General features: G+C 41.7%; 21 protein-coding genes and 1 pseudogene. 13 read left to right on the top strand and 9 right to left on the bottom strand.

What is annotated here, in order from left to right:
• Positions 1-37 precede the first annotated feature (37 nt).
• The 4 genes from HMPREF2704_RS08660 to HMPREF2704_RS08645 all read right to left on the bottom strand — a co-directional run bounded on the left by HMPREF2704_RS08660 (position 38) and on the right by HMPREF2704_RS08645 (position 3,688).
• A complete protein-coding gene (locus HMPREF2704_RS08660) occupies positions 38-1,753 on the bottom strand; it encodes a phospho-sugar mutase (protein ID WP_070674049.1) in 1,716 nt (571 codons plus the stop codon).
• 150 nt (positions 1,754-1,903) lie between these two features.
• Positions 1,904-2,464, bottom strand: coding sequence for an ECF transporter S component (locus HMPREF2704_RS08655; protein WP_024056113.1), 561 nt, complete (start codon positions 2,462-2,464; stop codon positions 1,904-1,906).
• A complete protein-coding gene (gene coaC, locus HMPREF2704_RS08650) occupies positions 2,461-3,000 on the bottom strand; it encodes a phosphopantothenoylcysteine decarboxylase (RefSeq protein ID WP_070674052.1) in 540 nt (179 codons plus the stop codon). The genes HMPREF2704_RS08655 and coaC overlap by 4 nt, the downstream gene beginning before the upstream one ends.
• A gap of 10 nt (positions 3,001-3,010) precedes the next feature.
• Positions 3,011-3,688, bottom strand: coding sequence for a phosphopantothenate--cysteine ligase (locus HMPREF2704_RS08645; RefSeq protein WP_003012174.1), 678 nt, complete (start codon positions 3,686-3,688; stop codon positions 3,011-3,013).
• A 175-nt stretch (positions 3,689-3,863) separates the two neighbouring features.
• Here HMPREF2704_RS08645 and HMPREF2704_RS08640 point away from each other — a divergent pair, with 175 nt between their 5' ends.
• Positions 3,864-5,534: a formate--tetrahydrofolate ligase gene (locus HMPREF2704_RS08640; RefSeq protein ID WP_070674055.1), complete on the top strand. Its 1,671-nt coding sequence runs from the start codon at positions 3,864-3,866 to the stop codon at positions 5,532-5,534.
• A 47-nt stretch (positions 5,535-5,581) separates the two neighbouring features.
• Here HMPREF2704_RS08640 and HMPREF2704_RS08635 read toward each other — a convergent pair whose 3' ends face one another.
• The gene (locus HMPREF2704_RS08635) at positions 5,582-6,943 is read right to left on the bottom strand and encodes an MATE family efflux transporter (RefSeq protein WP_070674058.1); all 1,362 of its coding nucleotides are present in this window, start codon (positions 6,941-6,943) and stop codon (positions 5,582-5,584) included.
• Between the two features lie 95 nt (positions 6,944-7,038).
• On the opposite strand from HMPREF2704_RS08635, the gene HMPREF2704_RS08630 reads away from it, so the two are divergent.
• A complete protein-coding gene (locus HMPREF2704_RS08630) occupies positions 7,039-7,593 on the top strand; it encodes a GNAT family N-acetyltransferase (protein WP_070846276.1) in 555 nt (184 codons plus the stop codon).
• 48 nt (positions 7,594-7,641) lie between these two features.
• On the opposite strand, the gene HMPREF2704_RS08625 is transcribed toward HMPREF2704_RS08630, so the two are convergent.
• A complete protein-coding gene (locus HMPREF2704_RS08625; RefSeq protein ID WP_070846275.1) occupies positions 7,642-8,664 on the bottom strand; it encodes a YdcF family protein in 1,023 nt (340 codons plus the stop codon).
• 194 nt (positions 8,665-8,858) lie between these two features.
• Between HMPREF2704_RS08625 and brnQ the strand changes: the two genes are divergently transcribed.
• The 3 genes from brnQ (at position 8,859) to HMPREF2704_RS08610 (ending at position 11,632) form a co-directional block, all read left to right on the top strand.
• Positions 8,859-10,172 carry a branched-chain amino acid transport system II carrier protein gene (gene brnQ / locus HMPREF2704_RS08620; protein WP_024055502.1) on the top strand — a complete coding sequence of 438 codons (1,314 nt, stop codon included), beginning with the start codon at positions 8,859-8,861 and terminating at the stop codon, positions 10,170-10,172.
• Positions 10,173-10,332: 160 nt separating this feature from the next.
• Positions 10,333-11,040, top strand: coding sequence for a thiol-disulfide oxidoreductase-associated membrane protein CcdA2 (gene ccdA2, locus HMPREF2704_RS08615; protein ID WP_049497920.1), 708 nt, complete (start codon positions 10,333-10,335; stop codon positions 11,038-11,040).
• 22 nt (positions 11,041-11,062) lie between these two features.
• Entirely contained in the window at positions 11,063-11,632 is a 570-nt protein-coding gene (locus HMPREF2704_RS08610; protein ID WP_070846272.1) for a TlpA family protein disulfide reductase, read from the top strand.
• 30 nt (positions 11,633-11,662) lie between these two features.
• Here HMPREF2704_RS08610 and HMPREF2704_RS08605 read toward each other — a convergent pair whose 3' ends face one another.
• From HMPREF2704_RS08605 to HMPREF2704_RS08595, 3 genes are read right to left on the bottom strand one after another with little or no spacing between them, the layout of a single operon-like run.
• A complete protein-coding gene (locus tag HMPREF2704_RS08605) occupies positions 11,663-12,907 on the bottom strand; it encodes an NAD(P)H-dependent oxidoreductase (RefSeq protein WP_070846270.1) in 1,245 nt (414 codons plus the stop codon).
• An 18-nt stretch (positions 12,908-12,925) separates the two neighbouring features.
• Complete coding sequence (locus HMPREF2704_RS08600) at positions 12,926-13,531, bottom strand: NADPH-dependent FMN reductase (protein WP_049482969.1); 606 nt, start codon at positions 13,529-13,531, stop codon at positions 12,926-12,928.
• A gap of 25 nt (positions 13,532-13,556) precedes the next feature.
• Positions 13,557-14,480, bottom strand: coding sequence for an FAD:protein FMN transferase (locus tag HMPREF2704_RS08595; RefSeq protein WP_305367078.1), 924 nt, complete (start codon positions 14,478-14,480; stop codon positions 13,557-13,559).
• A 225-nt stretch (positions 14,481-14,705) separates the two neighbouring features.
• On the opposite strand from HMPREF2704_RS08595, the gene nox reads away from it, so the two are divergent.
• From nox to HMPREF2704_RS11600, 8 genes and pseudogenes are all read left to right on the top strand, one after another.
• Positions 14,706-16,082 carry a H2O-forming NADH oxidase gene (gene nox, locus HMPREF2704_RS08590; protein ID WP_070846266.1) on the top strand — a complete coding sequence of 459 codons (1,377 nt, stop codon included), beginning with the start codon at positions 14,706-14,708 and terminating at the stop codon, positions 16,080-16,082.
• Positions 16,083-16,199: 117 nt separating this feature from the next.
• Positions 16,200-17,744 carry a ClC family H(+)/Cl(-) exchange transporter gene (locus tag HMPREF2704_RS08585; RefSeq protein WP_070846264.1) on the top strand — a complete coding sequence of 515 codons (1,545 nt, stop codon included), beginning with the start codon at positions 16,200-16,202 and terminating at the stop codon, positions 17,742-17,744.
• A 110-nt stretch (positions 17,745-17,854) separates the two neighbouring features.
• Positions 17,855-18,727 (top strand): iron uptake system protein EfeO, encoded by an 873-nt coding sequence (efeO, locus tag HMPREF2704_RS08580; protein WP_023918079.1) that lies wholly within the window; start codon positions 17,855-17,857, stop codon positions 18,725-18,727.
• 5 nt (positions 18,728-18,732) lie between these two features.
• Positions 18,733-19,938, top strand: a complete 1,206-nt coding sequence (gene efeB, locus HMPREF2704_RS08575; RefSeq protein WP_024056042.1) for an iron uptake transporter deferrochelatase/peroxidase subunit — start codon at positions 18,733-18,735, stop codon at positions 19,936-19,938.
• Positions 19,916-21,601, top strand: coding sequence for an FTR1 family iron permease (locus HMPREF2704_RS08570; RefSeq protein ID WP_024056041.1), 1,686 nt, complete (start codon positions 19,916-19,918; stop codon positions 21,599-21,601). Before efeB ends, HMPREF2704_RS08570 begins: the two co-directional genes overlap by 23 nt.
• A complete protein-coding gene (gene tatC, locus HMPREF2704_RS08565; protein ID WP_070846262.1) occupies positions 21,588-22,307 on the top strand; it encodes a twin-arginine translocase subunit TatC in 720 nt (239 codons plus the stop codon). The genes HMPREF2704_RS08570 and tatC overlap by 14 nt, the downstream gene beginning before the upstream one ends.
• Positions 22,307-22,504 (top strand): Sec-independent protein translocase subunit TatA/TatB, encoded by a 198-nt coding sequence (locus tag HMPREF2704_RS08560; RefSeq protein WP_024056039.1) that lies wholly within the window; start codon positions 22,307-22,309, stop codon positions 22,502-22,504. Before tatC ends, HMPREF2704_RS08560 begins: the two co-directional genes overlap by 1 nt.
• A gap of 712 nt (positions 22,505-23,216) precedes the next feature.
• Positions 23,217-23,328: pseudogene (locus HMPREF2704_RS11600) on the top strand (SAP domain-containing protein); the annotation flags it as partial.

Below are 23,328 nucleotides of genomic sequence, written 5' to 3'. Positions count from 1 at the left end.
AATTGAGAGGCTAGGATTTTTGTCCCAGCCTCGTGTTTTAGCCTACAAAAGCATTGATTTCTGCTTCGATATTTGCAATTTTTTCTTTAGCATCTGCTTCAGATTCACCAACTGTAGCGATGTAGAATTTGATTTTTGGTTCTGTACCTGAAGGACGAACGGCAAACCATGAATCATCAGCCAAGATGTATTTAAGAACGTTGCTTGGAGGAGTTGTCAATTTTTCAACGCCGTCAGCAGTAGTAGCTGTTTGTTCGAAGAAGTCTTCTGTCTTAGCAATGTCTGTGTTGTTGAATTGTTTAGGAGCATTGCCACGGAATTTATCCATGATTTTCTTGATTTCAGCAGCCCCGTCAACACCAGAAAGGGTAACAGAGATGGTTTTTTCTGCGAAGTAGCCGTATTGTTTGTAGATTTCTTCGATACCATCTGCCAAAGTCATACCACGTGAGCGGTAGTATGCTGCGATTTCAGCAACGATAAGAACAGCTTGGATAGCGTCTTTGTCACGTACGAATGGTTTGATGAGGTAACCGAAGCTTTCTTCGAAACCAAGCATGTAAGTGTGGTTGTGTTGTGTTTCAAATTCATGGATTTTTTCACCGATAAATTTGAAACCAGTCAAGACGTTAAACATCGTTGCGCCGTAGCTTTCTGCAATCTTAGTCACCAACTCAGTTGATACGATGGATTTACAGAGGGCAGCATTGGCAGGAAGTGTACCAGCTGTTTTGTGAGCTTCAAGAATGTATTTAGCAATGATCGCTCCGATTTGGTTACCAGAAAGGTTTAGGTAAGAACCGTCTGGTTGGCGGATTTCAACACCAAGGCGGTCAGCATCTGGGTCAGTTGCAACCAATACATCAGCGTCTACTTTGCGACCAAGCTCTTCAGCAAGAGCAAAGGCAGCTTGGTTTTCAGGGTTTGGAGATTTAACAGTTGAGAAGTCAGCATCTGGAACAGCTTGAGCTTCAACAACTTGAACAGCTTCAAATCCAGCTTGGGCAAGAGCACGACGAGCCAACATTTCACCAGTACCATGAAGTGGAGTGTAGACAATCTTCATGTCGCGTCCGTATTCATTAATCAAGTCTTGGTTGATGTTTACGCCTTTCACTTCTTTCAAGTATTCAGCGTCGACATTTTCACCGATAACTTCGATGAGACCGCTAGCCTTGCTTTCCTCAAGGTCAGCTAATTGTACAGTGAAAGGATTTTCGATAGCACGGATGTAATCTGTCAATGCATCAGCATCTGCTGGAGGCATTTGTCCACCGTCTTCACCGTATACCTTATATCCGTTAAATGGAGCAGGGTTGTGGCTAGCGGTTACCATGATACCAGCAAATGTGTGAAGATGACGAACAGCAAATGACAATTCCGGTGTTGGACGTAGGCTTTCAAATACATAAGATTTGATTCCGTGTGCAGCTAAAACTTGAGCAGATTCAAAAGCAAACTCTGGAGAGAAGTGACGGCTGTCGTAGGCGATCGCAACGCCGCGTTTCTTCGCTTCCTCACCTTTTGAGTCGATCAATTGGGCCAACCCTTCAGTTGCTTGGCGAACAACATAGATATTAATACGGTTGGTACCAGCACCGATTAATCCACGCATACCAGCTGTACCGAATTCAAGGTTGGTATAGAAGGCATCTTCTTTTGTTTTTTCATCCATTGCGACCAACTCATCACGAAGGTAAGCTGGTAATTCAGCAAAGTCGAGCCATTTTTGGTAGTTTTCTTGATAGGTCATGCAAGCGTCTCCTTTTTGCTTATAATTTAATCGCTTACATTATAGCAAATTTTTTCTGAAAATTCTAGCGATAAATGTAAATCTTTTCAAAAAAATAGAGCTAATTCACCATCAAATAAAGCCAAGATAAATTGGTCTTGGCTTGAAAGGTTATTTTAATTTTTCAAGAGATGGAACGACGGCACTGGTAATGAGGACTGTAGCAATGACTTCGATGAGAGAGTTGGTAGATATAATCAAGGCTAGGAAATGTTGAATTCCACCACCGAAGCTATTTCCAAAGAAGAAATAAATCCCACTTAGAACGAAAACAGTATTGGTCATAGAGCCGACAATTCCAGCGATCATAAGTCCTGTACGATTGCGAATCCAGCGATAGACGAAGTAAGGGGTTACCCCAATGAGAATCCGAGGGACTATGGCAATGATAAGGGAGTAGAGATTCCCGTGAGGGACAAAGGGACTAAAGAGATAGCTGGCTGGTGTTATAACCAGGGTATTCATGGTGAGGCTAAAGAGTCCCATGAGGAGTCCTAGAATTGCTCCAGTTCGAGGTCCGTAGATAATAGAAGCGATCACGACAGGAATATGAACCAAGGTTGGTTGAATTCCTGATGGGACAAATTGCAAAATGAAGGACGTCACAAAGTGAATGGTGATCATCACGGCAAAAAAGATGGCAATTCGTGAAATAGAGGCTGATTTTCTCATAAACAATTCTCCTTAACAGCTTGGATGATAGTGTCGACAGTGGCTAGAGCTCCAGAACCTTGATCCCCACAAGCAAGAACAGCATCACGAGGTTGGATGATCTGGTAACCATAGTCTTGTAAGAGCTTTAGATTTCGTTGGGTAGCGGGATGTTCTAGCATTTTTGTATTCATAGCAGGGGCCAGTAATTTTTTAGTTCTTTGTGGCAAGGCTAGAGCTGTGCTTGTGACCATATTATCTGCCAGTCCCATAGCCAATTTAGCAATGGTATTGGCACTGGCTGGCGCGACAAGAAAGAGGTCAGTTTCTTTCCCAATGTTGATGTGCTCGATCCGCTGTGGATCGTCTTCCATCATAACATCTAGCCCGACTTGATTTTTTGAAAGAACTTGCAAGGTTAAAGGGGTGATAAATTTTTGGGCTGAAGGAGTCATGAGGACCTTCACTTCAAAGCCCAATTTGGTTAGTTGGCTGGTAATATCAGCAGCCTTATAGGCGGAAATACTACCGGTAACCGCTAAAGTAATGTGTGTCATATGTTCCTTTTTATTTGATATAACGTAGGATAGCCTCTGCGATTTCTGTTTTCGTAGAAGCTTCTAGGACCTGATCGTCTGTCACTAGATAGGCTTGATGCTGACCGTTCTGAATCTTGGTCAGATCATTGGCAACGATCATGCTGGCATGATTTTTAACGAGGCTTTCACGCGCTACCTGGATCAACTCTTCAGAAGAAACGTCGACTAATAGCTTAAAGCCAATCAGTTGAATAGCAGGGTTCCATTCTTTGACGAGCGAGATAATCTTGGGATTTTTCTTTAGAAAGAGTACCTGGTATTCTTCTTTGGAAGAAATTTTCGCTTCCTGATTTTCGCGATGGATAAAGCTATGAAGGTCTTGAGCTTTCTCAACTTCATCAAGGCCTGTCATGTAAACAGGTGTGTAGTCTGAAACAGCCATAGCGTGAATCAAAACCTGATGATGAGGGACTTCCGTTTTCATTTGTGCGAGAAGTTCTTCGACATTCTGGATCAATAGAAGTCGAAGCTGTGGGTGAGGATCGGGTTTAAGAGCGGTAGGCGTTGTGATCAAGGTCACCTGATGTCCCATAGCAAGAGCTGTTTCTGCAAGGATTTTCCCTAATTTCCCGGTGGAATGATTGGTGATCGAACGAACACTATCAATGGCTTCGCTCGTTCCGCCTGATGTAATTAAAATATGCATATGCTTATTTTACACAAAAAAGATACGTAAGTAAAGTTCTGAAGCTATTAGGATTAACTATGTGTAGCCATAAAATTTAGATTAAAAACGAACGTTCGATTCAAAAGGTGGTAAAACCATGTTATTTACGCGAATTTTCGGTATAATAGATCTATCAAATATAAAGGAGTCCCTTATGAAAACAGATATCGAAATTGCTCAAAGCATTGAACTCCAACCGATTGTGGACGTTGTTAAGAAGATTGGTTTGGTAGACGATGATCTTGAATTGTATGGAAAATACAAGGCGAAATTGAGCTTTGATAAGATTCGTGAAGTTGAGAAAAATCCAGTAGGAAAACTTATCTTAGTCACTGCGATCAACCCAACTCCAGCTGGAGAAGGGAAATCAACCATCACCATTGGTCTAGCAGATGCTTTGAATAAAATCGGTAAAAAAACCATGATTGCCATTCGCGAACCTTCTTTAGGTCCAGTTATGGGGATTAAAGGTGGTGCTGCTGGTGGTGGTTATGCCCAAGTTCTACCGATGGAAGACATCAACCTTCATTTCACAGGGGATATGCATGCGATCACAACGGCTAATAACGCTCTCTCAGCATTGATTGATAATCATTTGCACCAAGGAAATGAGCTAGGAATTGACCAACGTCGGATTATCTGGAAACGGGTAGTGGACTTGAATGACCGCGCTCTTCGTCATGTTTCTGTCGGTCTTGGCGGTCCTTTAAATGGGATTCCGCGTGAAGACGGTTTTGATATTACGGTTGCTTCTGAGATCATGGCCATCCTTTGCTTGGCGACAGATATTGAAGATTTGAAACGTCGTTTGGCCAACATTGTAATTGGTTACCGCTATGATCGTAGTCCAGTTTATGTCCGTGATTTGGAAGTAGAAGGGGCTCTTGCCTTGATCCTTAAAGATGCGATTAAGCCAAACTTGGTTCAAACCATCTATGGAACGCCTGCCTTTGTTCACGGTGGTCCATTTGCCAATATCGCCCATGGATGTAACTCTGTATTAGCAACGACGACAGCTCTTCATTTAGCAGATTATACGATTACAGAAGCAGGTTTTGGTGCTGACCTTGGCGCTGAAAAATTCCTCGATATTAAAACGCCGAACTTGCCTACTTCACCAGATGCAGTCGTGATCGTTGCGACTCTCCGTGCTCTTAAGATGAACGGTGGAGTGACCAAGGATGCTTTGACTGAAGAAAATGTAGAGGCTGTTCGTGCTGGTTTTGCCAACTTGAAACGTCACGTTGAAAATATCCGTAAGTTTGGCATTCCTGCAGTGGTTGCCATCAATGAATTTATCACCGATACAGAAGCAGAAATTGCTGCTTTGAAAGAATTGTGTGCTGAAATTGATGTGCCAGTTGAACTTGCGAGTGTATGGGCGAATGGTGCTGACGGTGGAGTTGAACTTGCTGAAACGCTGGTCAAGACTATTGAAACAAGTCCAGCTAACTACACACGCTTGTATGATAACAACCTTTCTGTTGAAGAAAAAATTGAAAAGATTGTTACAGAGATTTACCGCGGTACGAAGGTGAATTTTGAGAAGAAAGCCAAGACACAAATTGCCCAAATCGTGAAAAATGGATGGGATAAGTTGCCAATCTGTATGGCCAAAACACAATATAGTTTCTCTGATAATCCAAATGCCTTGGGAGCTCCTGAAAACTTTGAAATCACTATTCGTGAAGTTGTTCCAAAATTGGGTGCAGGCTTTATTGTCGCTTTGACTGGGGATGTGATGACCATGCCTGGTTTACCAAAACGTCCAGCTGCTTTGAATATGGATGTAGCTGCTGATGGAACAGCCATCGGTTTGTTCTAATCAGAAAAACAAAAGAACTTCTGCTCATTTGAACAGAAGTTCTTTTGTTATGGACTCGTTGAGGTTGATGATGCAAGAAGCTGATGACTGGCTTTATGATAGGTAAACCATAGTTGAAGGGTCATTGGAACCCAAATCAAGGGTTCGCACAGAATGACTCCTATATAGCCTGTATGGGGAATAATCAAGAGAACAAAGAGAATTTTTCCAGTTAACTCGATAAAGCTAGAAATCAAAGGGGTTAATTTTCGGCCGATGCCTTGAAGGGAATTCCCTAGAATCAAGAGACATCCTAAGACCGGATAGAAGCAGGAGCTGATTTGCAGATAGAGACTGGCATTTGCGATCAAGTTAGGATTGGTGGATCCAGAAATCAGGCTCGTCAAGAAGGGGCTTGTAAAGAAGAGGAGGATGGCAACAAAGACAGACCAAAGGAGGGAGAGGAGACAAGCTTGTTTGACGCCTTGTTGAATCCGTCGGAATTGCTTGGCACCAAAGTTTTGAGAGGTGAACGTTGTCATACTAGAGGAAATAGCAGTCATTGGTAGAAGAGCAAAGGACATGATCCGACGAGCTGAGATTTGGGCACTAATGATGGTCATTCCAAGCTTATTGATAGCCGATTGTAAGATGACGGTTCCGATAGAGACGATCGAAGACATGAGACCCATGGTCAGTCCTTGACTGATCAAGTCCTGATAGAGCCTTTGATCCCACACAAAATCGGTGCGATTTGGCAGGAGAAAAGGTACTTTTTTGCGGATATAAAAGAAACAAAGAAGGGCGGAAAAACTTTGCGCAATAATGGTCGCAACCCCAGCAGATTGGACTCCGAGATGCAGTTGGGTAATAAAATATAGATCGAGAAGAATATTGAGAATAGCAGCGATAATCAGGAAGTAGAGTGCCGCTAAACTATCGCCAACCGCTCTAAGAAGTCCAGCACAAAGATTATAGGCAAAGGTCACAGCCACACCATTGACAATGGTGGAGATATAGAGATAAGATTGAGACACAATAGCTGATGGAGTCCCTAAAAATTGGAGTAGGGGATAAAGCCCCACAGCACCAAAGAAGATCACGAAGAGACTGAGGACGCCGCCAATAACAGCAGTTGCGGCGACTGATTTTCGTAATTGGTCTTCGTTTTTTGCTCCATAATTTCTCGCAATAATGATGCCCATCCCATTTCCAACACCGACAGCAAATCCGACAATCAGATCAAAGATAGCAGAGGTCGCCCCAACGGCTGCCAATGATTTTTGACCTAAAAAACGCCCAACAATCATAACATCCGATATATTGTAGACTTGTTGGAAAATATTGGATAAGAGAATAGGAAAGGCAAAACTCAAAAGAGCTGGTAAAATAGGGCCATCTATGAGATCCACACGTTGAATTTTTTTCATAGTGCCATTATACCAACTTCACAAAACAGGGACAAGCGTCTTTAGTTGAATACCCTTACATTTTTTGGTATAATCAGTGCAGAAATGGAGGCTTTATGCGCTTAACCAGCCAATTAATCACTGAATCGTTCCCTGATCTAGATAAGGTCGAGAGGTTAAATATCGAGGCTTTCCCTGAAGAGGAACGGATTCCTTTATCAGAATACTTACGCTATACGGATAATGACGATACCAATTTCTTTGCTTTTTATAACGAAGAAGAATTTGTCGGATTTGCTTTCTCTATCTACAATCAGAAAGCTTTTTATGTTAGCTTCTTTGCCATTATGCCCCACCTACGTAGCCACGGTTATGGTCAAGAAATCATTGAAAAATTGGTAGAATTTTACCAAAGAACCATGATTCTTGAAGTGGAACGTTTAGATGAAGAATGTGACAATCTAGAGCAACGTCAGTCTCGGATGGATTTCTATAAGCGAAATGGATTTAAAACTGCTAATGCCTTTTTAGAATACGACGGACTGAGCTTTGAAATTCTCTATCGTGGCGATCAATTCGATGAAGTTGCTTATCGGGACATCTTCCATAAACTGCAGGCAGAGAATTACTTTGATTTCCGTATTGAATACCGACGCTTTAGTGATCATTAGACATCATATAAAAAAGTTCTCAGCTAATTTGCAGAGAACTTTTTTTGGTTAGTAAATAAAGAAATAGTTCACGATACTCATGATTTGTGAAAAGAACCAAGGCAGAAATAGAAAAGCTAAGAAAGCAGCATGCCATTTCCAATAGAGAGAAACTAGCCCAACCGTTTCTCGGATCCAAGCTGATGGGAGATAATAAAAAGCTGTTTTTGAACCGACACTGCGTCCAGGGATTTTTAATCGTCTCATAAAGACACCAGCCCGAAGAGCGTGAAAGGAATTGGTCACCACCAGGACACTCTTTCCTTGTCCCTGATCTTCAAGAATAGCCTTGCTAAAGGTCAGATTCTCAAAAGTCGTTCGAGAACGATTCTCAATCAAAATGTCTTCCTGTGGTACACCCTGTTCCATCAGGTAGTTTGCCATAGCTTCCGCCTCTGAGATTAATTCATCAGCACCTTGTCCACCAGAAACAATTAGTTTTGGTCGTCCCTCAAACTGCTCATAGATGGTCTTTGCTTTAGTTAGACGCTGGGCCAAAAGTGGTGGTACTTTATCCCCAATTAGACCGGAGCCAAGGACGATGATAGCATCAGGCTCTTTACGAACGGGGAAGTAATTGCAAAAAGTCCCATATAAAACATAAGAAAGATAAAGAAAAGTCGAGTAAAAGAGGGCAAAGTCTATTGGATAAATCAAGAGATCTTTCCCTGGGAAATAAGGAAGGAAATGAAGCGCCAAGGCGCCGATAATAAAGATCCCATATAGGAGCGAGAGGAGATTAGCCAACCTTTTGCCTTCAAAAGATATCATTTGATGGCCGTTAAAAAGAAGAAAAACAGTTGAGAAAATAATACTGAGTAAAACAAGGATAGCAAGTACTGAAAAGATAATGATGGCAACCTTTTGGTTAAACCAAAGCTCGGTACGAACAACTAGTAGAAGGGCAGAAATCAGGAGAAAAATGCCGAAACTTATTGAAAAGAGATAAGCATTGATCAGTCTTCTGCGGTCGTTCAAAAAGAAAAATAAAAAAATGGTAGCTGGAATCAACCAGAATATATTTAGAAACATGATGACTCCTAGATGTAGTAGTAGTTATATTGTAGCACAATTGACTAAAATGTGCTCATTAACTCCACAATCGTTCAATATTGTTGAAACCTCAACTGTCATTTGAGAAGAGCAATAAATTCAGAAAAAAAGAATTGCCGTGGTGGATAAAAGCTGTTATACTAGAAAAGATTGAAAAATGTAAAGGAGAACACATGTTACGAAAAGGTTCCTTAACAGGTTTGCTGTTATTTGGTATTTTCTTCGGTGCAGGGAATTTGATCTTTCCACCTGCGCTAGGTGCCCAGTCGGGTAGCCATTTTTGGCCAGCTATTGCTGGATTTGTCTTATCAGGAGTAGGGATTGCGATTATTACCTTGATTGTTGGTACACTCAATCCTAAAGGGTATATCCATGAGATTTCACGAAAAATTGCCCCTTGGTTTGCCATCGTTTATCTGGTAGCCTTGTATCTGTCTATTGGTCCCTTCTTTGCTATTCCAAGAACAGCTACTGTTTCTTACGAAGTTGGAATCGCCCCCTTGTTAGGAAATGCCAATGGAGGACTTGGTCTCTTCATTTTTACCTTGATTTATTTCTGTTTGGCCTATTTGATTGCCTTGTATCCTTCTAAAATCTTAGATAGTATTGGTCGGATTTTAACACCTGTCTTTGCTATCTTGATTGTTGTACTCGTTGTCCTTGGTGCTCTCAACTACAGCGGACACGCGCCTCAAGTGGCAACAGAAGCCTACCAAGCATCTGCCTTTGGGCAAGGTTTCCTCGAAGGGTACAATACCTTGGATGCCCTTGCTTCAGTGGCTTTTAGTGTGATTGCGGTGACCACCCTCAATCAACTTGGTTTCACCAGCAAGAAAGAATACATTAAAACCATCTGGATCGTTGGGATCGTCGTAGCCATTGGCTTTAGTATTTTGTATATTGGATTGGGTTATCTTGGAAATCACTTCCCAATTCCAGCAGAAGTGATGGCTTCCGATGCCAATAAGGGTGTTTATGTCCTCTCAGAAGCAACCAAGGCTATCTTTGGCCCAGTTGCTCAAATTTTCCTTGCAGGTATGGTGACGGTGACTTGCTTTACCACAACAGCCGGTTTGATCGTATCGACAGGGGAATTCTTCCATAACACTTTCCCTAAAATTTCCTACAAAATCTATGCAACTCTCTTTACCTTGATTGGATTCTCCATTGCTAATCTTGGTTTGAGTGCCATTATTGCCTATTCATTGCCTGTTTTGATGATTCTTTACCCAATCACCATTACCATTGTATTGATTGTCATTGTGAATAAATTTACTCAACTATCAAAACCAGGAATGCAGCTGACTATTTTCCTAGTTAGCTTGGTTGCGATTGCAGATGTTCTGGCAAGTACCTTTAAACTTGCAGGACTCGCTAATATCATTAAGCACTTGCCGTTTGCTGCCCAATCCCTCCCATGGTTATTACCAGCAGTCGTTGGTATTGTCCTTGCTCTGTTCTTGCCTAATAAACAAAGTGCAGAATAATAAGATTTACTAGAAACTCTAAAGTTACCTGCTTTAGAGTTTTTTTGATTTTGAAACTAGTAACGAAATGGATTCTTTAAAACCAAAACGTAGCAGAAATTTTTAATTTAAGGAAGGGCATGTTATACTATTTCTAACATATCAATATACGGAGCATTTTATGAATCAAATCGTTTTCTCTTTCACTGTCTTTCTGGCAGGGATTCTCTCCTTTTTCTCTCCCTGTGTCTTTCCTTTGCTCCCGGTCTACATAGGCGTTTTGCTAGGAAGTGATCAGGAAAAATCCGTTCAGATTTTTGGGAAAAAGATACGCTGGCATGGCATCGTTAAGACCTTGTGTTTTATCGCAGGTATTTCTGTTATTTTCCTTATCATAGGTTTCGGAGCTGGCTTATTGGGGCAGGTTATGTATACCAACTGGTTCCGCTACGTGATGGGAGCGCTGATCATTATCCTTGGTCTTCATCAGATGGAAGTCTTTCATTTTCATTTCCTTGAGAAGCAAAAATCAGTAGATTTTGGAGCCAACAAACAGAAGAATGAGTTGTTTTCAGCCTTTCTTCTTGGTCTTGGATTTAGTTTTGGTTGGACGCCTTGCATTGGCCCTGTATTAGGATCGGTTCTAGCATTAGCAGCATCCAATGGACAAGATGCCCTCGTGGGTGCTCTCTATCTCTTTATCTATACATTAGGGATGGCCATCCCATTCTTGCTCTTAGCACTGGCATCAGGCCTTGTATTGCCTTATTTCAATCGTCTCAAACCCCATCTCTTGTTGCTGAAGAAAATCGGTGGAGCCATCATCATTATTATGGGGATTCTATTACTCTTGGGACAATTAAATAGCTTGTCTTCAATCTTTTCATAAATCAAATGGAGGTATTATACCTATGAAATTTATCAAATATACGTGTTTTTCAATCCTCTCAATCGCTTTACTGTCTGCTTGTTCGATGGAGCAATCAAGTGAGAGTGGTATGAACAATATGAGCAATCAAACCATGACCAACACAACCTCAAGTAAACATCCCTTAGTAGGAAAAGAAGCAAGTGACTTCGAACTAAAAGACATGAAGGGGAACACAGTTAAGCTTTCACATTATAAAGGAAAAAAGGTTTACTTGAAATTTTGGGCTACCTGGTGTGGTCCTTGTCGTCAAAGCATGCCTGAACTTAATAAATTGGTTGAAGAAAAGGATAGAGATTTTGAGATTCTCACGGTTATGGCACCGGGAATGCAAGGGGAAAAAACAGAAGAAGAGTTCGTCGAATGGTTTGCCCAACAAGATTATCCATCAGTGCCCGTCTTGTATAATCCAGATGGCTCTGCCTTTGCGAACTATCAAGTACGTTCCATTCCTACAGAAGTCTTCATTGATAGCCAAGGGAAGATTGGTCATGTGCAGCTAGGGGCAATTTCAAACGAAGATGCTAAGAAGATTATCAAGGAGTTAAAATAAAAAAATGAAGCACGTAGCTTCATTTTTTTATTAGTTGCTTGCACCAGAAGTGGCATCAGCATCTCCGTGGCCTCCGTCACCATGTCCTCCAGCATCAGAAGCACCAGAAGTTGCATCTGCATCACCATGACCACCAGCAGGAGCAAATGGTCCGCTACCACCTACAAGGCGTTGTCCTGTTGTTTGCAGGTACCAGTCTAACCATGGTTTGAAGTTGAAGACAATCTCATTGATACCAGCGTAAGAACCATCTTCATAATACATAGCTTGGTAGTTGTGGGTGTTGATCACACCTTCAGGAGATCCTGGAACAATAGTTCGAACATATTCTTGGTTTCCGTTGCGAAGAGTGCCGATTACCCATTCAACGTTTTTCATACGTGCTGGTGGAAGGGATCCGTGAACGGTTGACATTCGGCTACCAGATTGAGGTGGCACGCGTTTAGCAAACATAGTATCTGGATCTTGATGAGCATTGTTGTAGTAGAGGAATTGGTTGTTATCATCGGCATATGTCAACTCAAATGGCATGGCCTTCAAGAACATATTAATTTGGTCAACGGTTAGGATACCGTGGTCAAGTTTGACATACGTATCTCCAGAAACAGCACCTGTAAGTTCAGCAACTTTTTCAACCCAATCTGGATCATCCGGATCGACCTCAGTAACAGTTGTAGCAATTGGATGATTACAATCTAAATCTTCTGGTTCAATTGGTTTTGGTTTTTTCAATTTGGATACAACCTCAACGTATTTCATAAAATTATCCAAGCAGGTTTCGAGGAATTTAACGGTTCCTTCGTTGATGATATTGCCATCTTCGTCAAAAGCTTCTTTTGCTTTTCCAAGAAGGAATTCATTACCTGGAAGAGTATAAGCATTGACGCCTGGAGCATCAAGGATCTTGCGGAGGTGAACCTGAGCACGTGAAGTCCCTTGATCATAGTAAGAAGCACCGACGATCATAACCGGTTTGTTTTCAAATGGATGTACCTCGAAAGAGAGCCATTCAAGGACAGACTTGAGAGCTGCAGAAATCGTATGGTTATGCTCAGGAGTTGCAATAATAACCCCGTCTGCACGATTAATTTTATTGTATAAGAGACGCAATTGGAAACTTTCGTCCCATTTTTCATCTTGGTTAAACATTGGAACTTCATCGATTTCTAGAACTTCCAATTCAAATTTGAGTTTAAATTTGCGTTGAATGAATTCCAAGAGTTTACGGTTATAAGATTGATCATAGTTTGATCCTACAAGTCCAACAAATTTCATTCTTTTCTGTCTCCTATCTTACAAGTTTTCCCAGTTAAATTTTTCAGCAGATTTGCGAATTAACTCATGAGCATTACGTAATTTGTCTGTAATCTTGACAAAAATACGGAAGTCATCGAAGATGGCATCCAATTGTTGAATAACATCCAAATCTACCAAATCCCCATAGTTGTCAAATGCTTGCAAAGAATGTGAAAGTAAGAATTCGTCAGGAAGGACGTTTGCTTTAATTTCTGGAGCATTTAAGATTTGACGAAGTTGTAGTTGGGCGCGTGATGATCCTAAAGTACCATATGATGCACCAGTGATCATAACCGGTTTGTTTAACAATGGAAAGACTCCGTAAGAAAGCCATGCTAGAGCACTCATCAAGACTGCTGGAATAGAGTGGTCATATTCTGGAGTCCCAATAATGACTCCATCAGCCTCCTCGATTTTGGCAACAATTTCCAAAACAGCTTCAGGCACTTGTTTGTCAGCTGGTTTATTAAAGACAGGAATATCTTTGATTTCAACTAATTCAATCTCAGCTTTATCAGCAAAATGTTTTTGCATGTATTGAAGCAGTTGACGGTTTGTAGAACGTTTGGAGTTAGTCCCCACAATCGCAATAAGTTTTACCATGGAAATTTCCTTTCTGATAACAGAATTATAAATAAGATTGAAGCCCATTTGTATAGGCGATCTTGCCTGATTGTGAAACCAATAAGGTCTCTATACCAGGAAGTGATTCAACAGTGTTGAGGATAGAAGTAGGAGAGTCCCCGAACAGGCGGGTAGTCCATATCTCCCCGTCTACGGATCGATCAGATATAATGGTGATACTGGCTAAGTCTGTCTCAACCGGATAGCCTGTCGCGCTATCAAAGATATGGTGAAACGACTGGTCGTCGACTTCTAAATGACGTTCGTAGATGCCAGAGGTGACAACAGACTTATCCTTGACCGAGAGGACCAGTAGGTGCTGGCCTCTTTTTTCAACTGGATTTTGAATACCAATCCGCCAAGACTGTTGTTTAACGGGGTGTTGACCGACGGTTAGGATATTTCCTCCAAGATCAATCAAGGCATCCTTGATTCCCTTACCTCTCAGATAGGTAGCAATTAGATCTGCGCTATAGCCTTTTGCTAAAGCTCCCAAGTCGATCTTCATTCCAGGACGTTTCAAAAAGACTGTATAGTTTTCTTGGTCTAGTTGAATCTGCTGGGGATCGATCTTTAAAAGCGCTTGTTCGATTTCTTCTGGTGCAGGCCGTCTAGCATCTGAAAATCCGATCCGCCAGGTTTGCACAAGAGGGCCGATAGCAATGTTTAAATGGCTATTTTTAGCTTGACTATGCAAGGTACCTAATGCGATCAGTTCAAAAAGATCTGGATGAACTTGAACAGGAGCAATACCAGCTTGGTGATTGATTTCCATGAGTTCAGAACTTGCATCATTAGCACTGAAGCGATGTTCGTAGGAGCGAAGAAGTTCAAAGCAATGCGTAAGGAGTTCATCCGCTTGTGGGTCACAGATCGAAACGGTGATGGTGGTTCCCATCAGACGTTCGGATCGACTACTTAGGTCCACTAAAAATCTATCCTTTCCAATTTTCACTTAGTTACAGTATACCAAATAGAGACCGTTTTCACAATCCTTTCGGACAAATTATTTGACATTTTATGAAAGCTGTGAGAGGAAGCTTTCAGAAGGTTTGAAGAAAAGATCACAAATATTGAGCAAATATCTTGTAACCGATATCATTTTTATGATATACTCAAGAAGTAAATTTTAATTAAAGGTAGGATTTATTCTATGAGTAAAATCGTTGTTGTAGGGGCAAACCATGCCGGAACAGCTTGTATCAACACTATGTTAGATAATTTTGGAAATGAAAATGAAATTGTGGTTTTTGACCAAAACTCAAACATTTCATTCCTTGGATGTGGGATGGCACTTTGGATCGGTGAGCAAATCGATGGTCCAGAAGGTCTCTTCTACTCTGATAAAGAAAAATTGGAAGCAAAAGGTGCAAAAGTCTACATGAACTCTCCTGTTCTTTCAATTGACTATGACAACAAAGTGGTAACTGCAGAAGTTGATGGAAAAGAACACAAAGAATCTTATGAAAAATTAATCTTTGCGACCGGATCAACACCAATCATTCCTCCAATTAAAGGAGTTGAAATTGTTCCTGGTAACCGCGAATTCAAAGCAACTCTTGAGAATCTTCAATTCGTTAAATTGTACCAAAACGCTGAAGAAGTGATCGAAAAATTGAAAGACAACAGCAAACACTTGAACCGTATCGCCGTAGTTGGTGGTGGGTACATCGGTGTTGAACTTGCTGAAGCTTTCGAACGTCTTGGCAAAGACGTTGTCTTGGTGGATATCGTGGATACCGTCTTGAACGGATACTATGACAAAGACTTTACAGACATCATGGCGAAAAACTTGGAAGACCACAACATCCGTTTGGCACTTGGACAAACTGTTCAAGCGGTTGAAGGAGATGGTAAGGTAGAACGCCTTGTAACCGATAAAGAAACCTTCGATGTAGATATGGTTATCTTGGCTGTTGGTTTCCGTCCTAATACAGCTCTTGCTGATGGTAAGATCGAACTCTTCCGCAACGGTGCCTTCCTTGTTGATAAGAAACAAGAAACGTCACTTCCAGGTGTATACGCAGTTGGTGACTGTGCGACGATTTTCGATAACGCTCGTAACGAAATGAGCTACATCGCTCTTGCATCTAATGCGGTTCGTTCAGGTATTGTTGGTGCCTACAATGCGACTGGTCATGAATTAGAGGGAATCGGTGTTCAAGGTTCTAACGGTATCTCTATCTACGGCCTTCACATGGTTTCAACTGGTTTGACACTTGAAAAAGCAAAAGCTGCTGGTTTCAATGCTGCTGAAACAGGATTCAACGATCTTCAAAAACCTGAATTTATCAAACATGATAACCATGAAGTTGGTATCAAGATTGTCTACAATAAAGACAACCGTCAAATCCTTGGTGCTCAAATGGTATCACGTGATAACGCCATCTCAATGGGAATTCATATGTTCTCACTTGCGATTCAAGAACACGTGACGATTGATAAATTGGCCTTGACTGACTTGTTCTTCTTGCCACACTTCAACAAACCATACAACTACATCACAATGGCAGCTTTAACTGCTGAATAATGAATAAAGAAAAAACAAAGCTAGCGGTGCTAGTTTTGTTTTTTTTGTCTTTCCAAGTATTCAGAGTCAGTGAAATAAGGTATAATGAATAGGATAAGAGTTTGAAGGAGTTAGGGAATGTCTGAAAAAGAAGAAGCCTTTAAAAATGAATTTCGTTTTGCCTCTAGTTCAATTGTAGCACATATTGTCAGAGGTGTTCTGGTTGGGATCGTTGTGGGCTGTGTCGTCTCGAGTTTTCGCTTTTTAATCGAACATATTTTTCATTTTGTTCAAGGCGTCTACAAGGAGATGTCTGGTCAACCACTTTATTTGCTGGCGATGCTGTTGGGGTATGGGGTGATCGTACTGATTGCTGGTCGTCTAATAAGCACCAATCGGGATATCAAGGGATCGGGAATTCCGCAAGTCGAAGCAGAGCTCAAGGGTCTTTTGGCGGTGAGCTGGTGGGATACCTTGTGGAAGAAGTATATTCTAGGTGTCTTGGCCATCGGAAGTGGCTTGATGCTTGGTCGTGAAGGTCCTAGTATTCAATTAGGGGCTATGGGTGGAAAAGGAGTGGCCCGTCATTTGAAGGTCAGCCCAGTTGAGGAGCGGTCTTTGATTGCAAGTGGGGCTGCTGCTGGCCTTGCAGCCGCCTTTAATGCACCTATAGCAGGACTTTTATTTGTCGTGGAAGAAGTCTACCATCATTTTTCTCGATTCTTTTGGATTTCGACCTTGGCCGCTAGTCTGACTGCTAATTTTATTTCACTCAATGTCTTTGGTCAAACACCCGTACTTCATATGCCGCAAAATATTCCGCCGCTCCATTTGTCTCAGTACTGGATTTACCTTTTTCTCGGAGTCTTTTTGGGGGTAGCAGGTTATGTCTATGAAGTAGTGGTGCTGAATATCGGTCGATTGTATCGTTTACTTGAAAAGATTTTTCATGTTCCCTCTCATTACTCTTCCTTATTTGCCTTTGTCTCGATTATTCCAATCGGCTATTTCCTTCCACAAATTCTTGGTGGCGGGAACCAATTGGTTTTGGATTTAGCTCGAGTACCGTATCCAGTTCTATCGATCCTTCTCTATTTTATGATCCGTTTTATCTGGAGTATGTTGAGCTATGGTAGTGGTCTACCTGGCGGAATTTTCTTGCCCATTCTAGCTTTAGGATCTCTTTTAGGCGCGATCGTTGGAACTTTCCTCCAAAACATTGGCTTTATCTCCCAAAATCAATTACCTCTCTTCATTATTTTAGGAATGAGTGGGTATTTTGGGGCTATTTCGAAAGCTCCTTTAACCGCTATGATTTTGGTAACAGAGATGGTCGGTGATATTCGTAGTTTAATGCCACTGGGTATGGTCACCTTGCTGGCTTATATGATTATGGATCTCTTCCATGGTGCGCCAGTCTATGAAGCCATGCTGGAGCAACTCTTACCTGATAAGGCGCAAGAAGAAGGAGAGTTGACCTTGATTGAGATTCCCGTATCCGAAAAGATTGCAGGAAAACAAGTTCATGAACTCGAACTCCCCCAAGATATTTTGATTACTACGCAAATGCGAAGTGGTAAGAGCTATACGGTCAATGGTGCGACCCGCTTGTATCTAGGTGATAGCATCTTTGTGGTGGTGAAAGAATCAGAAATTGGACGAGTCAAGGATATTCTTTTGTAAAAGACAGTTTCTTAGAAAAGTCTTTCTATTATTAAATTTTCAGACAATTGTTGAAAAATGAGAAAACTTCTGGTAAAATAAGTCCAAGAACAAAAGAGGAGAAGTCTTTCATGAAAAAATATAGTCTACTCTTATTGAGTGTTGCTCTTTTAGCAGGGTGTGCGAATTCTAGTAGCAAACAGTCGAGTCAAAAGACGCAAACCAGCTCAACGGTGCAGTTGTCAAAGGCTGACCAGAAGACCTTGGACAATGCGACAGCTGAATACAAAGACTTTGTCGAAATGCAAATCGACCAATTGCTCAAGGATACAGAAGGATTCCGAGCTACGCTAAAGGCGGGAAATTTGGAAGAAGCTAAAAAGCAATATCCCTTGATCCGCATGGCCTATGAACGGTCTGAACCGATTGCTGAAACCTTCGGAGAATCGGATGTCAAGATCGACTACCGCTTGGTGGATTATGTGGATGAAAATAAATCAGAAGATGGCTGGTCAGGTTTCCACCGGATTGAGCGTATCCTTTGGGAAAACAATACTACAGATGGAACAGACAAATATGCTGACCAACTGGTGAACGATATAAAGGAGTTGAAAGCTAAAATTGCTACAGTAGAAGTCACACCGGATATCATGTTGACTGGAGCTGTCGATTTGCTCAATGAAGTGGCAACGCAAAAGATTACAGGTGAAGAAGAAGTCTTCTCTCATACAGATCTTTACGACTTTCGTGCCAATATTGAAGGGGCTGAAAAGATCTTCTCTCTCTTTAAACCTTTGATTGAGAAAAAAGATGCCAAATTGGTTAAAACCTTGGAAGCAGAATTTAAGAATGTGAATGCTTTATTGGACAAACACATGACAGATGATTCAAACTATAAGTCTTACACAGATTTATCCAAGGAAGATACCAAGGAATTGGCAGAAGCTGTGACCAAACTTGGTGAACCTTTGTCTCAAATGGGTGTGATTTTAGATGGGAAATAAGAAAAATGGCTGACGAAAAATTTTTAGATAAAAAAATGGACCGTCGTGAATTTCTTAAAAAAGCAGGTATCGGAGGGGCTGGTCTAGCGCTGGGTCTCTCTGGTGCATCTGCTTTTTTCGCTAATCAAGACAGTTCCAGCAAAAAAGCTTATGATGGGGATGAAGACATCTCCTTTTATGGCAAGCACCAAGCAGGGATTACGACTCCCATGCAGAAGGCTTGCTACGTGGTGGTGTTAGACCTTCACACGATGGACAAAAAAGAAGTCATCCAGCTCTTTAAAGACTGGACTGATTACAGTAGTAAATTAGTCGAAGGAGAATTGGTCAAAAAAGATGGTTCGAATGCCCTCTTGCCACCAACAGATACAGGTGAAACAGTGGGACTCAACCCCTATCGCTTGAGCTTGACGTTTGGGGTTTCGGCTACCTTTCTCAAGAAACTGGGCTTGGAAGCTAAACGTCCCAAGCTCTTTCGTGATTTGCCTCCATTTCCAAAGGAGCAGTTGCAGGACAAATATACAGGTGGCGATATCGTCATTCAAGCCTGTGCAGACGATGAGCAAGTAGCCTTTCATGCGGTGCGAAATCTGATTCGTAAGGGTCGCAATACCATTACCATGAAGTGGAGCAAATCAGGATTTGCAGCTATTGGTGACCGAAAAGAAACGCCCCGCAACCTCTTTGGTTTCAAGGATGGAACAGCAAATGTCACGACGGAGAAGGATTTTGACAAGGTCGTCTGGACTGATAGCAAGGATTGGATGAAGGGTGGTTCCTATATGGCTCTTCGCCTAGTGCAAATGCACTTGGAAACTTGGGACCGAACCAATTTGCAGGAGCAAGAAAACACCTTTGGTCGCTACAAGGAATCCGGTGCTCCCTTTGGTAAAACCAACGAATTTGATGAAGTAGATTTATCTAAACTACCAGTTGATTCACATGTTCGTTTGGCCAAAGAAGTGGATCGACCGATTTTACGGCGTTCTTATTCTTATTCGGATGGCATCAATGAACAGACTGGGCAATTTGATGCTGGCTTGATCTTTATCGCCTTTCAAAAAGATCCAAACAGTTTTGTTAAAATCCAAACCAATCTAGGTGCAGAGGATAAAATGAACGAGTACATCACCCATATCGGAAGTGGACTCTTTGCTTGCTTTGCAGGTGTTGAGAAAGGAGGCTACCTTGGTCAAGCACTCTTTGAATAAACTTTTGATCTTGTTAGGCCTTCTTGCCTTGTTCTGGACTCATCCAGTGGCTGCGGAATCTTATAGCGATCTCTTTATCAAGATCACAGATGCAACAACCGCTGTAGAAAATAAGAACCAGGATAAGGCCAAGGAATTGATCGCTGAGATTCAGGATGATTTTGAATCCAAAGATCACCATGATTCCAAGGCAGGAAAAAAAGTTAGCCAAGCTCTAGCTATAAAAGGGGAGGTAACCAAAGAGGATCTCACCAAGATCTCATCAGCCCTGCTAGCTTTTGAAAAAGAACAAAATCCGGTCGATTTAGAGGCGGAAAAAGACAAACTCGTGAGTCGCCTCGCTCCTTACTTTAAGAACCTACAAGATGCCATTACAGCTAAGGATCTGGATAAAACCCGTCAAACCTATGCAGATCTCAATAATACCTGGACACGAAACGAAGCAGTGGTAAGGGATCATAGCACAGCCTACTATGGCAAAATCGAGACGGCCATTTCGCTCTTACGTAGTAGCATTGAAACAGAGCCTACTGACTTCACCAGCATCCAGTCCTCCTATGATGACCTCAAAAATGGGATTGATGCCTTTGTAAAAGGAGAAGCGATTAGCAGTGCTAGTACGGATTTGACACTGAAAGATGGGATCAAGCTTTTGGAGAAGGCGCAAAGCCAATTCCAATCTGGCGACGATAAATCTGCTGCAGCAACTATGAAGCAGTTCATCACCATCTGGCCAACCATTGAGGGGGATGTCAGCACGACCAATCCAAGCCTCTACACGCGCGTAGAGAGTGAATCCCCGGTCATTATGGTTAAGGGGAAAGAAAAGACCTATCAAGAGAAATTACAAGCCTTGATCAGGGACCTTTCTGCGATCGATACGACAGCTTCTTACAACGCTTTTGATGCTATGTTGATTCTTCTACGTGAAGGAGTAGAAGCGCTTCTGATCGTCATGGCCCTTGTGACGACCCTTAAGGCCGCTAAGATGAGGAAAGGCCTCAAATGGGTCTACGGTGGAGCTGCTGCGGGGGTTCTTGCCAGCGCAGCGATCGCTCTTGTTCTGCAAGTCGCTTTTCCAGCCGTTACTTCGGGCTCTAACCGGGAAATTATTGAAGGTGGCGTTGGGATTTTCGCTGTGGTCATGATGATCCTCATCGGAATTTGGCTCCACAGCAAGTCCTCTGTCAAACAGTGGAATGCCTTCATGGACCGTCAGATGAAGACGGTAACGGCTACAGGAAGTTTTGTCTCTATGTTTGCCCTCAGTTTCTTAGCAGTCTTTCGTGAAGGGGCTGAGACTATTCTCTTCTATGTTGGAATCATTCCACGGATTACAACCACGAATTTCTTATTAGGAATCGGGCTTGCCATAGCTGTTCTCATCCTTATTGCAGTGGCCATGACCAAGGCCAGTCAAGCCATCCAACCTCATCGAATCTTTTTCATTCTGACGTGGTTAATCTACGCCTTGGCCTTCAAGATGCTCGGTGTTAGCATCCATGCCCTTCAGTTGACCAATATCCTACCGAGTCATTTGGTCAATGGATTTCCTACCATTGATTGGGCAGGGATCTATCCAAGCTGGGAAGTTCTTCTTCCCCAACTACTCTTTGTGGCCCTGATCGCCCTTATCACGGTGAGACAACATGGCAAAGAGTAGAGCAGATAAAATGACCATTGTCGAGCACTTGGTCGAATTTCGAAAACGATTGATCGCAGTGGTCTTGTGTTATATTATCGTCTTCATCGTAGCCTTTGTATTTGGAGGAGAACTCTACCAGATCTTGACCGCTAGCCTCCATCAAAAACTGCTGGTACTGGGACCGAATGATATCCTCTGGATCTATGTATCGCTGGCCAATCTCACAGCCTTTAGCCTGACCTTGCCCTTTATTGTCTACCAGATTTGGCAATTTGTAAGGCCGGCTTTGAAGGAGAAGGAGGCGCGTGCAGTCTTTGCCTACATCCCAGCTAGCTTTATTTGCTTTGTGCTGGGGCTTGCATTTGGTTATTTCTTTGTCAGTCCAGCTATTTTAGAGGTCTTGATGCGCTTGGGAGAAGGACTGTTTGATACCCAATTGACGGCACAAAATTATTTAACCTTCTTATGGCACACCACCTTGCCTTTAGGGGTCTTGTTCGAGTTACCAGTTTTGGTTGCTTTTCTGACCTCGATTGGGCTCTTGACACCACAGTTTTTAATAACTTACCGACGTTACGCATACTTTGTCCTGCTGGTCTTAGCCGTCGTGTTGACGCCAGCGGACTTTATTAGTGACTTGGCCATGACACTCCCTTTGATCCTCTTATTTGAAGTCAGTGTCGCCATCAGTAAAGTCATCTATTCAAGAAAAAGGAGAAACTAATGGGAATTTTACGTGATATTGGAGCACCAGGTTTGATCATCATCATCTTGGGTGCCCTCTTGATTTTTGGACCAAAACGCCTGCCTGAATTGGGCCAGTCCATCGGCAAAATGTTTGCTGAATTTAAGACAGCTGTCAATAAAGGCAGTGAAGAAGCTGATCATGACGCAAAAGAAGACAAGAAAGAAAAAGAATAATCAGACAATTTTTAAAATTCTATTGAGTTCGATTGCATAAAAAGGTATAATAAGACAAGGACTTGCAATCGACGAAGGAGGAAACTATGATTATTACGATTTTGTCACTCATTTTCTATTTCAGCTATATCGGATTCTTATGCTGGTTAGTCGTAAAAATTGTCGAAAAATTGTTCAATTTCTTATTGAACCGTTAATAAAGAAATAATCCATTTCACCCTGTGTGAGTGGATTTTTTGTATCCAATTCAGTTAGAAAGATTAAAACAAAGAGGTTTTAACGGTCTCAGATTGAAGATAAAGTCATATAAAAACTTTCCTTAAGTGAGTACGGACGTCAGCGAACTTCTTAGAAGTTCCATGACTAAATCAAGATACAAAGGACGTCAGCGGACAAAGTCAAAATAGGAATTTAGAAAGCAAGTGAAACAACACAACAAAACCATCGTTTTACTGACTGTTTTGTTTATTGCTATGCTTTCCATTTCAATGTTTTTATATCTTTCAACTCCTAGTATTTTTTGTTACTAGTGATGGACTATATCGTTTGTTTTTCTTATCTATTTTATAAGAAAGTTAAGCTTAATAGAAATACAGTAATTACAAGATTCTAATATTTTCTGTTATAGCTTTATGTGGCATGGGTATAAATTGATATAACTTTTATTATCTATGGTATAATGAGATAAATTTGGAGTTGTAGAGGTGAGCATTTGGAAGGACATAGACCTGATTTTAGAGATATTAAATCATTTGAAGAATTTAACAGATACTACTGGTATCGAGAAGAGCTTTCACAAATTTGTAAGTACCTTGGATTAGAAT

Source organism: Streptococcus sp. HMSC076C09 (genome assembly GCF_001837905.1).
In the GTDB taxonomy this organism is placed as follows: domain Bacteria; phylum Bacillota; class Bacilli; order Lactobacillales; family Streptococcaceae; genus Streptococcus; species Streptococcus parasanguinis_I.
This window is presented reverse-complemented; position numbering and strand designations above follow the sequence as displayed.

What these genes read in the sequence shown, in the direction of transcription:
- HMPREF2704_RS08660 (WP_070674049.1), bottom strand. Translation starts at nt 1,753, where the DNA reads ATGACCTATCAAGAAAACTACCAAAAATGGCTCGACTTTGCTGAATTA.
- HMPREF2704_RS08655 (WP_024056113.1), bottom strand. Translation starts at nt 2,464, where the DNA reads ATGAGAAAATCAGCCTCTATTTCACGAATTGCCATCTTTTTTGCCGTG.
- coaC (WP_070674052.1), bottom strand. Translation starts at nt 3,000, where the DNA reads ATGACACACATTACTTTAGCGGTTACCGGTAGTATTTCCGCCTATAAG.
- HMPREF2704_RS08645 (WP_003012174.1), bottom strand. Translation starts at nt 3,688, where the DNA reads ATGCATATTTTAATTACATCAGGCGGAACGAGCGAAGCCATTGATAGT.
- HMPREF2704_RS08640 (WP_070674055.1), top strand. Translation starts at nt 3,864, where the DNA reads ATGAAAACAGATATCGAAATTGCTCAAAGCATTGAACTCCAACCGATT.
- HMPREF2704_RS08635 (WP_070674058.1), bottom strand. Translation starts at nt 6,943, where the DNA reads ATGAAAAAAATTCAACGTGTGGATCTCATAGATGGCCCTATTTTACCA.
- HMPREF2704_RS08630 (WP_070846276.1), top strand. Translation starts at nt 7,039, where the DNA reads ATGCGCTTAACCAGCCAATTAATCACTGAATCGTTCCCTGATCTAGAT.
- HMPREF2704_RS08625 (WP_070846275.1), bottom strand. Translation starts at nt 8,664, where the DNA reads ATGTTTCTAAATATATTCTGGTTGATTCCAGCTACCATTTTTTTATTT.
- brnQ (WP_024055502.1), top strand. Translation starts at nt 8,859, where the DNA reads ATGTTACGAAAAGGTTCCTTAACAGGTTTGCTGTTATTTGGTATTTTC.
- ccdA2 (WP_049497920.1), top strand. Translation starts at nt 10,333, where the DNA reads ATGAATCAAATCGTTTTCTCTTTCACTGTCTTTCTGGCAGGGATTCTC.
- HMPREF2704_RS08610 (WP_070846272.1), top strand. Translation starts at nt 11,063, where the DNA reads ATGAAATTTATCAAATATACGTGTTTTTCAATCCTCTCAATCGCTTTA.
- HMPREF2704_RS08605 (WP_070846270.1), bottom strand. Translation starts at nt 12,907, where the DNA reads ATGAAATTTGTTGGACTTGTAGGATCAAACTATGATCAATCTTATAAC.
- HMPREF2704_RS08600 (WP_049482969.1), bottom strand. Translation starts at nt 13,531, where the DNA reads ATGGTAAAACTTATTGCGATTGTGGGGACTAACTCCAAACGTTCTACA.
- nox (WP_070846266.1), top strand. Translation starts at nt 14,706, where the DNA reads ATGAGTAAAATCGTTGTTGTAGGGGCAAACCATGCCGGAACAGCTTGT.
- HMPREF2704_RS08585 (WP_070846264.1), top strand. Translation starts at nt 16,200, where the DNA reads ATGTCTGAAAAAGAAGAAGCCTTTAAAAATGAATTTCGTTTTGCCTCT.
- efeO (WP_023918079.1), top strand. Translation starts at nt 17,855, where the DNA reads ATGAAAAAATATAGTCTACTCTTATTGAGTGTTGCTCTTTTAGCAGGG.
- efeB (WP_024056042.1), top strand. Translation starts at nt 18,733, where the DNA reads ATGGCTGACGAAAAATTTTTAGATAAAAAAATGGACCGTCGTGAATTT.
- tatC (WP_070846262.1), top strand. Translation starts at nt 21,588, where the DNA reads ATGGCAAAGAGTAGAGCAGATAAAATGACCATTGTCGAGCACTTGGTC.
- HMPREF2704_RS08560 (WP_024056039.1), top strand. Translation starts at nt 22,307, where the DNA reads ATGGGAATTTTACGTGATATTGGAGCACCAGGTTTGATCATCATCATC.